The organism is Phocaeicola sp. GP0067, assembly GCF_031119655.1.
GTDB lineage: Bacteria > Bacteroidota > Bacteroidia > Bacteroidales > Bacteroidaceae > Phocaeicola > Phocaeicola vulgatus.
Genome location: NZ_JAVHZY010000030.1, coordinates 14,232 through 28,220, shown reverse-complemented (window position 1 = coordinate 28,220; position 13,989 = coordinate 14,232). Strand labels below are relative to the sequence as shown.

Sequence of the window (13,989 nt, the reverse complement as noted above, 5' to 3'; positions counted from 1 at the left end):
CTTGAATTAAAACGTTTTACCTCATGGCTAATTTGAACAGACTAAAAGTCGTACTTGCAGAACAACAAAAAACAGGAAAATGGCTTGCAGAACAGATTGGTAAATCCAATTGCACTGTGAGTAAATGGTGTAGTAATTCTGTTCAACCAGACCTCAAAATCCTTAATGATATAGCTAATGTTCTTGATATTGATGTGAAAGATTTGATTGTTAGCAGTAATAAATCTTAAAACAATTTATTATCATGGAAGTAAACAAGAAAGAACTCAAAGAACAAGAGATACGCACCTTGTTCATTACCCCTGCACTCCAACAAAAGGGCTGGGCTGTAAGCGTAAATATGCGTGAAGAGTATTATTTCACGGATGGTCGAGTACTTGTTGTTGGCAACCAACATTCAGTAGCAGAGGGCAAAAAGGCTGATTATCTATTATACCATAATGGTAAGCCCATTGCAGTGGTAGAAGCTAAAGATAACAAACATGCCGTTGGGGGTGGTATTCAACAAGCTATGGATTATGCCCAAATCCTTGACTTGAAATTTGCGTACTCCAGTAATGGTGATGCTTTCTTGGAACATGACTTTATCACAGGGAAAGAAACCGAAATCAAATTAGAGAATTTCCCGACAGAAGAGGAATTATACAATCGTTATCTTGCATCCAAGAACTATACATCGGATGAACTTAACATAATAGAAACACCGTTTTATTATGATGCCCATAGCCATGAGCCAAGATATTACCAACGTATAGCGGTTGACCGTACAGTGGAAGCCATTGCAAGAGGACAACAGCGTGTACTTGTCGTAATGGCTACCGGTACTGGTAAGACTTTCACTGCTTTCCAGATTATCCATTGTCTCCATAAAAGCGGAGCAAAGAAAAAGATTCTTTATCTTGCAGACCGAAATATCCTCATTGACCAAACAATGGTGCAAGACTTCAAACCTTTCAAGAAGTTTATGACTAAGATAACTTCTGTTGGGGAAGGCGAAGAGAAAATTGACTCCTCATACGAGGTATATATGGCGTTATACCACCAACTGGTTGGAAAAGAGGGCAAGCCAGATCCGTTTTTGGAGGTGCAGCCAAACTTCTTTGATTTGATTATCGTTGACGAGTGCCATCGTGGTAGCGCAAAGGACGATTCTGCATGGCGCAAAGTATTGGAGTATTTCAGCTCGGCTACCCAAATCGGTATGACTGCTACCCCGAAAGCTGATGAAGGAGCAAACAACTTGGATTATTTCGGAGAGCCGGTATATACCTATTCCCTTCTTCAAGGAATCCAAGATGGTTTCTTGGCTCCATATCGGGTTACTGCCGACTTCATCAACGTTGATTTGCAGGGCTGGACTCCCGATGAAGGTGAAATAGATTTGTTAGGAAAGGAGATTGAACAGAAATTATATCAAAGACAGAATATAGGTCGTGACCTTGCCATTAAGTTAAGGCGTAAAGTAGTAGCACACAGGATTACCCAAATGTTATACGACATCGGTCGTATGACAAAGACAATCGTGTTCTGTTCAGATATTGAGGAAGCCGCCGAAATGCGAACACTGCTTATCAACATAAATAGCGATTTATGTAAAAAATCTCCTTACTACGTAACACGCATTGTCGGAGAGGACAAAGAGGGGAAGAAGCAGTTAGACAACTTTATCAGTGTTGACGAACCTTATCCGGTAATTGTTACTACCTCCGAACTTCTATCTACAGGAGTGGACTGCAAAACTTGTGGCTTAATCGTCATTGATAAAGAAATTGGCTCTATGACGGAATTTAAGCAAATCATCGGGCGTGGCACACGACTTAGAAAAGACAAAGGCAAGTGGCATCTGGAAATCCTCGACTTCCGCAATGCTACCGCAAAATTCAAAGACCCGTCATTTGACGGCGACCCTGAACCACCCAAAGGCGGTGAAAAAAAGCCGAAGCCATATCCGCCTGTTCCCTCAAATCCTCCAACAGCTCACGAACCTCGTGAAAAGTATCTTATCAATGGAAAGGATATTCGTATTGCTCATGAGATAGTATCTGTTTTGGGAGAGGATGGCAAAACCATGAGAACGGAAAGCGTTCAGTCCTTTGCGAGAAAGCAACTGTTGCGACACTATCAAAGTTTGGATGATTTCGTACAAACGTGGACTGAAGCAGAACGCAAACAGGCGGTTATGGATGAGTTAAAGGAATATGCCATCTTGATAGACGCAGTACGTGAAGCAAATCCGGCATTGAAAGATGCCGATATCTTCGATGTGATATGTCACGTTGCATTTGACCAATCACCATTGACGAGGAAAGAAAGGGCTAACAATGTAAAGAAACGTAACTACTTCGGAAAGTACGAAGGCAAGGCTCGTGAAGTATTGGAGGCTCTTCTTGACAAATATGCGGAGAATGGTATTCTTGACTTTGAAAAGGCAAATATTTTGGAGATTCCTCCATTCAACAGCATAGGGAAACCAACTAAAATCATAAAACTATTTGGTGGCAAAGTCGCTTTTGAACAAGCCATCAAAGAATTGGAATATCAAATATATAAATCAGCTTAAAAATGGCAGTAAATAATATCATAAAGCGAATCCAGAATATCATGCGTCAAGACGCAGGTATCAATGGTGACGCACAAAGAATTGAACAGATGACTTGGATGTTCTTCTTGAAAGTCTATGACACACAAGAAGAAACATGGGAATGGAAAGATGAGAAATACAAGTCCATTATCCCCGAGGATTTGCGTTGGCGTAACTGGGCAATAGATAAAAAAGACGGTGAAGCATTGACTGGAGAAGCCCTACTCTCTTTCGTCAATGAGAAACTGTTTCCTACCTTGAAGAATCTCCCGATAGATGCCAATACCCCAAGAGCTAAAAGCATTGTTCAAGAAACATTTGCAGACTTGAACCAGTATATGAAGAATGGAACGCTTCTGCGCCAAGTGGTCAACATTGTAAACGAAATCGAATTTGACGATGCTGACGACCGTCACACATTCGGAGATATTTATGAGGGAATTTTGAAAGATCTGCAATCGGCAGGAAATGCCGGAGAGTTCTACACACCACGTGCATTGACTGATTTTATTGTGATGATGCTCGACCCGAAATTGGGCGAAACCTTTGGCGACTTCACCAGTGGAACGGGAGGCTTCCTCACCTCGGCACTTAAATATATGGGCAGGAATATTGGCTCTGCGGCAGATGGAGAAAAACTGCAAAATGCCGTTGTAGGTCAGGAATGGAAACCGTTGCCCTACCTTTTGAGCATCACAAACCTGCTGCTCCATGATATTGAAGCTCCCAACATAACCAACTGTGATTCGCTTGGAACGAATGTTACTGATTTCAAGGAAAGCGACAAGGTTGATGTTATCGGCATGAATCCTCCGTATGGTGGTAGCACGGAAGACAGCGTAAAAAGCAACTTCCCAGTACAGTACCGTTCAAGTGAAACTGCGGATTTGTTTATCGCCCTTATCATGTATCGCCTCAAAGCTGGTGGACGGTGCGGTGTGATTATCCCTGATGGTTTCTTATTTGGTACGGATGGAGCAAAACTTGCACTTAAAGAAAATCTCCTTCGCAAGTTCAATCTACATACAATCATCCGTTTGCCGGGTTCTATATTCTCTCCATACACATCTATTGCAACCAACATCCTTTTCTTTAATAATGAAGAAGCCGAAGGTTGCGAAGAAGGATTCAAGACCAAAGAAACATGGTTCTATCGTCTTGATATGCCGGAAGGGTACAAACACTTCTCAAAGACCAAACCAATGAAGGTGGAGCATACCCTACCTATTCAGGAATGGTGGAAAGACAGGAAAGAAATTATCAGTGACGAAGTGGGTGAAAAGAGCCGTGTGTTCACTGCCCAACAATTGATAGACTTGGATTGCAATTTTGATCAATGTAAGTTCCCGAAAGAGGAAGAAGAAATACTCCCTCCAGCAGAACTGCTCAAACAGTATTTTGAAAAACGTGCTGCGCTCGACCATGAAATAGACAAAACGCTTTCCGAAATTCAAAAGATTCTCGGCATTGACATAAAATCGTGTAACTGATAATTGTGAAGTGATATGAAAGATTTGACCATCTCAAACATAGAAAGACAAAATGTACTTAACAACCGTTTTGCGGTCAGCAAAGTACAGGAGCATCTTGACATTGAAGGAATGCTCTTTGAGGGAGAGTATCGCTTTACAAAAAAAATGGTTGCCGATTTCTACGAAGTAGAAGAACGAACCATAGAACGCTATTTGGAAAAACATTCAGATGAATTAGCAGCTAACGGTTATGTTTTATGTAAAGGTAAACATCTGAAAGAGTTAAAGTTACAATTTGCTCCCGTCATAAATGTCGGGAGCAAAACGACCCAACTTGGATTGTTTAATTTCCGCTCATTCTTGGATATGGGTATGTTGCTTACAGAGAGTGAGAAAGCAAAAAAAGTACGTAGCCTTATCTTGGATTTCGTGATTACCACCATCAATGAAAAGACGGGTGGCGGAACAAAATACATAAACCGCAGGGATGTACATTATCTTCCTGCTGCAATCACAGAAGAAAACTATCGCAAGAATCTCACTTCTGCCATCAATCAATATGTGGACGGACATCCCACATACAAATATCCTCAAATTACAGACTTTATATATAAGGCTGTATTCAAGGAGAATGCTAAGGAGTATCGGGAAGTATTGAAGTTGGATTCCAAAGACAATGTTCGACACACGCTGTATTCAGAGGTTTTATTGGTTATTTCTTCTTTTGAAAACGGTGTGGGGGCAGCTCTCAGTGAACGGTTTAAAGAAAATGGTGGCAGGTTACTTACCATTGACGAGGTAGAGCGCATTGTGAATGAACTTGCCGAACATCCGATGCAGAAACCTTATTTAAATGATGCCAGAACCAAAATGGCTTCAAGGGATTTCAGTTTCCGGGATGCGTATCATGGTAATATAGCAGATTATCTGCAAGCTGTTACTCCTGAAGAGTTTGAACGATTCATCGGTGACCAGTCTATTGATTTTGACCGTATCTTAGCTGATAACAAAGATGTGCTTAAACGCTTAAAGCAGGCAGAAGATGAGTAAGGAAATTATTTACATAGATTACGATGAAGCCTTAAACATCTATGGCAAAATGATTGATGCCAGCGATGGTGGTTTTGAAGGAGTGCGTGATGAAGGTGGTATTCGTGCAACATTGGATTTTGTGCAAAATGATTTATACTATCCAACCTTTGCAGACAAACTAACCTATCTGATGTATAGATTCTGTTCCGGGCATTTCTTCAATGATGGGAATAAGCGTATTGCATTGACTTTAGGCGCATACTTCTTACACAAGAACAACTACTACTGGCACGCCTGCATCTGTATGCGTACATTGGAATCTATCATTTACCATGTGGCAGCATCGAATATCGACCAAGATTTGTTGCTGCGTATCGTCAATAGCTTTTTGACAAGTAAAGACTATGACGAGGAACTGAAAATAGATATTGCCAATGCCATGAGTAAGGGCGAATTAGGAATACAAGGCGAAGATTACGAACAAGATTAAATATGAAAACTATAAAAATTATATTATTACTGTTTTGTATTATTTTAGGACTCAACGCTAAAGCACAAACAGTAGGTTATACTTATAAAGCACTTGCAGCCGAAGGTTGCAATATGAAGTACAGTGTAGCTAAGCAAGACACCATTTATTCGATAGTAGCAACAGTGCGTTCAGACAGAATGAATTTTCTCGCTGAACCAACTATGAAAATTCGGACATTCACAGGTAAATATCTTGAATTAAGAGGAACTGTGATTGGGAATGGAAGTCAATCTGCTGGTGTTATAAGTGGAAATATTGTAATCCCCGTTACAGAAATAAGTTCTACTGCTCAATTCAGAATTACTCCACAGCAGTTTGAAATCTTGAATGAAGGTGTGGCAAAAATTCGGTTGTCTATGACACCTATGAATCATGAACGTACCTTCAAAAAAGACAAGATAGGAAAAAAGTTATATCAGTTCTATCTGAAGGAAAAACAAAAAGACGAAAACTTCTAAGTCAATTAGAATAAAATGAACGGTAAGCAATTAAAAAACAGCATACTCCAGTGGGCGATACAGGGGAAACTTGTACCGCAAGATCCTAATGACGAACCAGCATCTGTGCTTCTTGAACGCATCAGGGTAGAAAAAGCTAAGTTTGTCAAGGAAAAGAAAATCAAGAAAGACAAAAACGAATCAATCATTTACCGTGGTGACTACAATTCCTATTATGAGAAGTTTCTCGCTACTGGAGAGGTGAAATGCATTGACGAGGAGATTCCGTTTGAGATACCGCAGGGGTGGGAATGGACACGCATTGGCAACATCTTCAATCATACAAGTGGAAAGCAGCAAAGTGGTAGTAATAAGAATGGCGGAACACCACAGAAATTTATTACAACATCCAATCTATATTGGGGATATTTCATCCTTGATAATGTAAAAGTTATGAATTTTACAGAGGAAGAAATAAAAACATGTTCTGCTACAAAAGGCGATTTGCTTGTTTGTGAAGGTGGTGCAGGTTACGGTCGTTCTGCAATTTGGAACTATGATTATGATATTTGTCTTCAAAATCATGTCCATAGATTACGCCCATGTGTAAATGGCATTTGCGAATATGTATATCACTTTATCTACCTATTAAAAGAAAGCAATAACTTAGCTTCAGTAGGAACTGCAATGCCTGGACTTTCAGCGAATCGTTTAAAAGGATTATTATTACCGTTTCCCCCTCTTCCCGAACAAAAGAGAATTGTTGCCAAATTAGAAGAACTCTTGCCACTTATAAAAAAATATAGCGAAGTACAGGACTGCTTGGAAGAGTTGAATATTTCAATCAATGATAAGCTAAAGAAGTCTATTCTCCAAGAGGCAATACAGGGAAAACTTGTTCCACAGATTGCAGACGAAGGTACAGCACAAGAATTACTCGAACAAATACGGCAAGAGAAATTGCAACTTGTCAAAGACGGTAAACTAAAGAAGTCTGCCTTAACCGATTCTATTATATTCAAAGGTGACGATAACAAGTATTGGGAGAAGAATGGTAAAAACGAAAAAGATATTACTGACGAGATACCATTTGAAATACCTGATTCTTGGGCATGGGTAAGATTAAGTAGTATCTCTGATATAACAGGAGGTTATGCTTTTCAAAGCAGCTCATTAAAAGAAGAATTAGGTAAACGTGTGATACGCATTTCTGACATCAGTGAACAAGGTTTTGTTAATACGAAGATTGTTAGATACAATGGAACTCCAATATCAGATATATATAGAATCCAAAAATTTGATATTATTATGGCTATGACTGGAGGCACTGTTGGCAAAAGTTTGTTTGTTAGAGAATTACCAGAAGATGAGTTTTTGTTGAATCAACGTGTTGCCAGAATACGAAATTTATGGATTAGTGTTGATTATCTTAATTTTGTTATAATAGCTCCACATATCAAAGAGTTTATTAGCAAACAAAAAAACTCAACTAATGATAATATTTCAATGGCAGATATTAGTAACTTTTTAATCCCTCTGCCTTCGATTAAAGAGCAATTACGAATTGTTGAAAAGTTATATAACTTAGCAAGTATTATGAGCAGGTAAACAAAAAATGCTTGGATATAACAGAACAGATACCTTTTGAAATTCCTGAGAATTGGGTTTGGGTAAGGATGGGGCAAATTGGAAATTGGGGTGCTGGCTCAACTCCCCAACGAGGTGATGCGAATTATTATAATGGCAAAATTCTATGGCTTAAAACTGGAGAACTGAATAATGGGATAGTGTATGATACTGAGGAAAAAGTTACGCAGAAGGCTTTTCAGGATTGCTCTTTACGTATGAATAAAATTGGGGATGTCCTTATTGCAATGTATGGTGCTACTATTGGAAAATTAGCAATCGTAGGTAAGGAACTCACTACAAATCAAGCCTGTTGTGGTTGTACTCCTTATTTGATTTATAATTGGTATCTATTTTATTTCCTTATGGCAAGCCGAGATTCTTTCATAAAGAAAGGAGAAGGTGGTGCCCAACCTAATATTTCTCGTGTGAAACTGGTTGAGCACTTAATACCTTTGCCTCCACTAAAAGAGCAATATCGCATTGTTACCCAAATAGAAAAACTATTTGAGCAACTGCGATAATTCATTTACCCGTTCTGTTATACGTTGCTGTTCTGCTAATGGTGGAATGCCAATAGGCAAATTATAAAATAACTCTTTATTGAGGTGCGGAATTGCCGCACCTCTTTTTGAATTTCTCAACTCCTCTTTGTAGAATAGGATGAAAGCCAATACATAAGGCTTCCACATGACTGAAGAAAGCCATAGTTGTTTGAACGTACTCCCCATATATCCATCCTGTGGAACCAAGAAAACTTCACCGGAATTTTCACCATCTACAAGAATGATGTTATCCCCAGCATAGACAAATTTTCCTTTCTCTACGATGGCTGATGATGATTTTCCACGTAAGTATTTTGCATCCAAACAAACGCCCTTTCCGTTTCTCTTTTCACCGTCTATTAGTTGGCATATATCTTTCAAACGTAATACAGTCCAGCTATTGGGATATTCAAAAGAAAGCTCAATTTCAATGATTTGCCCGTTTATCCTCTCATAATACTTGTTATCGTCACTTTTGTAGATAACAGAATCAATCAAAGCAGACTTCTTTAGCTTACCCTTTTTGACTAAGTGTAGTTTCTCCTGCTTTATCTGTTCTAGTAACTCTCCGGCAGTTCCTTCTTCTGCAATCTGTGGCACAAGCTTACCTTGAATAGCTTCTTGAAGAATAGACTTCTTTAGTTTATCGTCTATACTTTCATTGAGATTGTCCAAATCCTGCTGGGCTTTAGCATACCGCTGAAACATAGGAGTAAGGCTTGTTAATTTTTGCACAAGACGAGACTGCTCTGCTTTCGGAGGAATTGGTAAAAGCATCCTTCCTAATGTTTTTCCATTACAATTGGGTTGTGCGGTAGCAATGGTTCCTGACTTCAATTGTTCCCAATACAATTGGCTTTCCATAAACACTTTAAGATATTGTGGACACAACTCTTGTGAATATCTTGTTCTTATGAGATAGCCAGCATATATGGCTGGTTCAGGAACAGACTGAACTAAAAATGATTTACCCACGGTTCCACCAGTTCTTGCAAAAAGAATGTCATTCTCTTTGAGTAGATAAGCATCAATATCACAAGCTTCTATATTGCAAAATGGAACATTTTCCCATTGAACTACATTATCATGAATATCACTGATTCTGACCATCTTTATATCACCTCGTTCAAGGGCAGGGGCATTATATCCATATTGGATTGACAATGCAATATTACCCCATCTTTCCCATTCCCACCCCTGTGGAATCTCAAACGGAATCTCGTCATCAATGCACTTCACCTCCCCAGTAGCGAGAAACTTCTCATAATAGGAACTCAATGAATTTGTGGATGCTATACATTATTAATGATAGCGAATTGTTTAACTAATAATGTATCAGACATGAGCATTGAAAATTTTGAAACGTATCTTCGTCAAGGGAATATGGCGGAGAATACGGTCGCGGCTTACCTCTATGCCGTAAGAGAATACTATTCCCAACACAAGGAACTGAACAAGCGCAATCTGCTTGTTTATAAAACTTATCTCATTGAGAAGTTCAAGCCTAAAACTGTAAATCTTCGTATTCAGGCAATGAACAAGTATCTTGATTGCATGGGGAAATCTCGTCTGAGACTTAAATCCGTCAAGGTACAACAGCGTAGCTACTTGGAAAATGTAATCAGCAATGCCGACTATGTTTTCCTAAAGAACAAACTTAAGAAAGAGGAAAATCAAGAATGGTATTTCGTGGTTCGTTTCCTTGCTGCCACCGGAGCAAGAGTCAGCGAACTAATACAAATGAAGGTGGAGCATGTGCAGATAGGCTATTTCGACATCTACACCAAAGGTGGAAAGATACGCCGTATCTACATTCCGAAAGCTTTACGCAAGGAGGCAACAGAATGGTTAAACAAGGCAAATCGTACCACGGGCTATCTTTTCCTCAATCGCTTCGGTGAACGTATCACTACCAGAGGTATTGCTCAACAGTTGAAAAACTATGCTTCAAAATACGGTTTGAATGAAAAAGTAGTTTACCCTCACTCGTTCCGTCATCGCTTTGCCAAGAATTTCTTGGAGAAGTTCAACGATATTTCTTTGCTTGCCGATCTGATGGGGCATGAAAGCATAGAAACCACTCGCATTTATTTGAGACGCAGTAGTGCCGAACAACAAGAGATTGTTGATAAGGTCATAACTTGGTGAGACATTAGGAAGGGTGGTTCGTCCATCCTTCCTAATTCCGCTAAACACACATCGAATATATTATCCATCCTCCCAATGTCAAACAGAAATATGCATATAATATCCAAAATCCAATAACGGAGATTTTTGCTATCCAGCCATTAAGAGAAAACGAAGTATAAGATTTCGCAAATCTATTAACTTCTTTCCAATGTTTTTCATGAGTAGCTTTCAACTCAGCCATTTGTTTTTCAAATAGGCATTTTTCTTCCTCAATCAATTTGTGGCGATATTCAGCGAGGATGGATTTATCCGTTTCGCTAAGTTTTACAGTTATAACAGTATTCTCTACTTGAATAAAAGTGCGACAAATAGCATTGGCTATATTATCGGACTTTTTTATAGCTGCATTGAGAGTTTGTGTTGATTTTTCAAGGGCTTCCATTGAAGAATCTACACAGGCTTTTATCTGTTCCAATTCTTGAATAGCGGCTTTGATGTCCTCTATCTGATTTGTAAGATTGACAAATTCGGTGTCAAATTCTACACGATTTTCTATTTCACTAATATTGTCATCCTGATTCATGTACTTACTATCCTGCACAGGCAAAGGAGATTGGTCAAATTTACTTTTACGCATAGTGTTGTATGGTTATAAATGAAATGCTATCTGCTTCTGTTACGCTTAATGGGCTTACAGAGCCATTTTGCCATTTTTGCACAACGGATTGCCCAGTTATGTTCATCCTCGTCTTTGTCTTTACCCCATCCACTACCGGGACTGCCACCACCTCCGCATGAAGATGACATAGAAGTGGCTGCATCCAAATATCCGGCAAATAGTAAGGCGGCAACTTTGAATAAATTGGTCTGTTTCACTTCTTCATCAAGGCTTCCAAACTCTTCGTCAAAGACAGACTTAACCATATCTGGTATATCAACCTCGAGTTGTTCTCCATCCACTGTTATGGAATAGTGGTAAATAGAAGGCTTTGATTGTGGCATCACCTCTTTATTATTATGCGCCATCATTTGAGTACATACTTCCTTTGACTGAATTGCAGTTTGTTTATCAGAAGCATGTAATCCCACCCAAGTCGCTTCAATTTTTGATGGCATCAATTTTCGACTTTTACCCAATATCGAGGATTTATAAATAGAGTTCCCTTTTCGTATAGCGTACCCTTTGACCACTTCCTTATCGTCCTTTATCAACTTAATATCGTACCCCTTAGCGTTTAACATTTGGCTATAAGTTTCCCAATCAAATTCTGGCATAGCTTTCAATATTGCGATGCAGTCTTCACTGATTTGCTGAATATTCTCATCACGACGTTGCACGGATTGCACCCAGCCACGTCTCTCATTGATGATGTTGGCAGCATGAACGGCACGTTCACCAATATAATGCGCATCGTTTGTCTTGCCCATATTGTCTATGCGGTTAGCTACAATATGCAAGTGAGGGATGCCACTTTTGCTGTCGGTGTGTAACGAAACAACATACTGGCTATTTTTGATATTGGTCGGTTTAAGATGACTATCTGGTTTGCCACATCTTCGGTCAATGCCGTCAAGTACTGCAATAAACTCATCCGCCAAATTCTGCCAATCCGTCATTGTCCATCCTGCCGATTCTTCTTTGGCTGGAGATATTTCAAAGCGCAGTGCGTTCAGCTTTATGGGCTTCGGATTATATCTGTCTTTCATACATTGATGCTGGTGTTGCATCATCCGTGACCACATAGCCAAAGGTTCTATATTTTCTGGCAAGTCATGCACCTTAACGAACTGGGCTTTATCTTTTTCCATAGAATACTCAATGGCTCTTGCTCCATGAGAAATTGCCTTTCCTTGTGCTATCATAATTTCAAATTTGATTTATACTGTCTCGTATTTGTCCCCATCGGACAATAAGCCTATTTACTGCCTCTATCCAAGCACGCATATAATTCTCATCTCGGAAATATCGTTTTTTAATCTCATCAGGTTTACCTTTGAGTACATTCTGAATGCGGATAAGGTCGGCTCGTGCATCCGATAAAGAGTTCAATCCTTGTACTTCCTCGTCTGAAAGTCGTTTGTTTGGATGGTGATTTTGCAATAATTTTCGTCCGTAGTTACTAAGTGTCAGTCCACATTCGGCAGCTTTTTCTACTATCATTTCATACTCATTTTCAGTCAGACGAATGTCTATATGACGAGTACGAACACCCTGTTTTCCATTGTTTTGTTGTATATCCATAAGCGTTTATAACTGGAATTTATTAATAAAATGTTCTATCCATTGCGAGCCTGCGAGTAATGCAAGAAGCCTCCAAGACGACAAATGAGTGAAACCATTTTGTCGGACGGTGGTACTTCTTGCATAGAATACCCATTAAAAATGGGGCATTACATACCTTAATGCAAGCATTGTCTTTGTCCGAACTATGCCATTTGTCTGTCAACTTTAAGAGTGGCTATTGTCACCTATATCCATTTGGATAATCAATAGTTTTACTTTCCCCTTAGTTTGGCTTCTCCAAAAACACATCACTAACCGGAATCCACCAGTTCCAAATGCAAGCAGTCAATCAAAGTTTGTAGGTTTGGATTTCGCTTTATCATCTTTTGAAGTATCATCGCAGGTGTTTCAGTCATCAATAAGAAATCCGCAATATCAAGTCCGTTCTTGCGCTGTTCGTCTGTGGCGCATTGTTCCAAACTATCACTCAATACAACTTTAGAACATACGGAAGTGAGTAAAGCCATCTTGGTTTGCCAAACCTCTCTTGCACCCAAATCCGGGCATAGCATAACCGACCGACCTTTCAATACACTTACCACGTCAGACTTGAAGCATCCATGCATTCCACCTGTTGCCAACCATATAAATTCCGGCATATAATGGGTAGCTATCAATGCGGATTTTTCGCTTTCCACAATAGCAACAGGTTTGGTCGGATTCTCAGATAACAGATGTTCGCCAAACAAACATTGCTTCAAATTGTAGTTTGGGAGATTCAGTTCTGTATGTACCCAACTAACATAACTTCTTGGCTCTTTTGTCCGATGTCCTGTTTCTGCATCATACAACATTATCTTCCCTGTTCGTACATTACCTTGCCAATCAATTTGCCAATAGACAGTAGAACCGCCCCACTTCTTTGATGTGCCAACATGATATAGTTGGAATATCTGAGAAGTCTCATCTTTACCCAACACCCCAGACAGGTAGATGTACAATGGATTCATACCATAGTTAGTAAGAGTACGTTTCATTAGTTCATTGTCAACAAAAGAGGTTGGAGGCAGTAAATTGGGCTTAGGCTTATCGGCTTCAATGAAGTTATCCTTGTTGTAATCCACTACCATTGGGTTATCATGAAAATAATCCGATGGAGTGTAATGGTATTGGCAAGATTGCTCATGGTCACATCTGCCTACATAATCAGGAAAAGTTATTTCTCCTTGGCTATCTATGTACTTGACAAAACATTGTTTCTTTCCACACTTCGGGCATGAAAGTTTTGACCCACGCTTATATTTTTGAAGAGAAAATCTATATTCAGCCATACTTCTTCATTTTGTTATTGCAGTCCGTGCAGTTTGCACTTATTGCAGTTTTGCAGAAATCCTATGTCAGCGCAAAGTG

At 39.4% G+C, this 13,989-nt stretch carries 14 protein-coding genes; 9 read left to right on the top strand and 5 right to left on the bottom strand.

Translation table 11 applies throughout. From position 1 onward, the window contains the following. Positions 1–23: 23 nt before the first annotated feature. Genes RE317_RS17835 through RE317_RS17800 form a run of 8 tightly spaced genes read left to right on the top strand, consistent with a single transcriptional unit; the run spans position 24 to position 8,204 of the window. Positions 24–230, top strand: a complete 207-nt coding sequence (locus RE317_RS17835; protein ID WP_303266224.1) for a helix-turn-helix transcriptional regulator — start codon at positions 24–26, stop codon at positions 228–230. Positions 231–244: 14 nt separating this feature from the next. Next, positions 245–2,560: an EcoAI/FtnUII family type I restriction enzme subunit R gene (gene hsdR, locus RE317_RS17830; protein WP_303266223.1), complete on the top strand. Its 2,316-nt coding sequence runs from the start codon at positions 245–247 to the stop codon at positions 2,558–2,560. Positions 2,561–2,562: 2 nt separating this feature from the next. Beyond that, a complete protein-coding gene (locus RE317_RS17825) occupies positions 2,563–4,071 on the top strand; it encodes a class I SAM-dependent DNA methyltransferase (protein WP_009038143.1) in 1,509 nt (502 codons plus the stop codon). Between the two features lie 15 nt (positions 4,072–4,086). Continuing rightward, entirely contained in the window at positions 4,087–5,103 is a 1,017-nt protein-coding gene (locus RE317_RS17820) for a hypothetical protein (protein WP_007563582.1), read from the top strand. Then, entirely contained in the window at positions 5,096–5,575 is a 480-nt protein-coding gene (locus RE317_RS17815; RefSeq protein WP_117878453.1) for a Fic family protein, read from the top strand. The genes RE317_RS17820 and RE317_RS17815 overlap by 8 nt, the downstream gene beginning before the upstream one ends. 2 nt (positions 5,576–5,577) lie before the next feature. Continuing rightward, positions 5,578–6,075 (top strand): hypothetical protein, encoded by a 498-nt coding sequence (locus RE317_RS17810; RefSeq protein ID WP_237473918.1) that lies wholly within the window; start codon positions 5,578–5,580, stop codon positions 6,073–6,075. Between the two features lie 15 nt (positions 6,076–6,090). Continuing rightward, on the top strand, positions 6,091–7,662 hold the full coding sequence (locus RE317_RS17805) for a restriction endonuclease subunit S (protein ID WP_308821665.1): 1,572 nt from the start codon (positions 6,091–6,093) through the stop codon (positions 7,660–7,662). Positions 7,663–7,673: 11 nt separating this feature from the next. Beyond that, the gene (locus RE317_RS17800) at positions 7,674–8,204 is read left to right on the top strand and encodes a restriction endonuclease subunit S (RefSeq protein WP_250726663.1); all 531 of its coding nucleotides are present in this window, start codon (positions 7,674–7,676) and stop codon (positions 8,202–8,204) included. Here the strand turns inward: RE317_RS17800 and RE317_RS17795 are convergent. Continuing rightward, entirely contained in the window at positions 8,184–9,335 is a 1,152-nt protein-coding gene (locus RE317_RS17795) for a restriction endonuclease subunit S (RefSeq protein ID WP_308821664.1), read from the bottom strand. The genes RE317_RS17800 and RE317_RS17795 overlap by 21 nt on opposite strands. Before the next feature lie 231 nt (positions 9,336–9,566). Between RE317_RS17795 and RE317_RS17790 the strand changes: the two genes are divergently transcribed. Continuing rightward, entirely contained in the window at positions 9,567–10,373 is an 807-nt protein-coding gene (locus RE317_RS17790) for a tyrosine-type recombinase/integrase (protein ID WP_250883794.1), read from the top strand. A gap of 40 nt (positions 10,374–10,413) precedes the next feature. Here the strand turns inward: RE317_RS17790 and RE317_RS17785 are convergent, their stop codons facing one another. The 4 genes from RE317_RS17785 to RE317_RS17770 form a co-directional block, all read right to left on the bottom strand. Further along, on the bottom strand, positions 10,414–10,992 hold the full coding sequence (locus RE317_RS17785; protein WP_237473910.1) for a hypothetical protein: 579 nt from the start codon (positions 10,990–10,992) through the stop codon (positions 10,414–10,416). A gap of 26 nt (positions 10,993–11,018) precedes the next feature. Further along, positions 11,019–12,218, bottom strand: a complete 1,200-nt coding sequence (locus RE317_RS17780; RefSeq protein ID WP_303266220.1) for a relaxase/mobilization nuclease domain-containing protein — start codon at positions 12,216–12,218, stop codon at positions 11,019–11,021. A 4-nt stretch (positions 12,219–12,222) separates the two neighbouring features. Continuing rightward, the gene (locus RE317_RS17775) at positions 12,223–12,597 is read right to left on the bottom strand and encodes a hypothetical protein (RefSeq protein ID WP_007563566.1); all 375 of its coding nucleotides are present in this window, start codon (positions 12,595–12,597) and stop codon (positions 12,223–12,225) included. 293 nt (positions 12,598–12,890) lie between these two features. Continuing rightward, positions 12,891–13,910: a DUF6371 domain-containing protein gene (locus RE317_RS17770; protein ID WP_303266219.1), complete on the bottom strand. Its 1,020-nt coding sequence runs from the start codon at positions 13,908–13,910 to the stop codon at positions 12,891–12,893. Between the last annotated feature and the right edge of the window lie 79 nt (positions 13,911–13,989).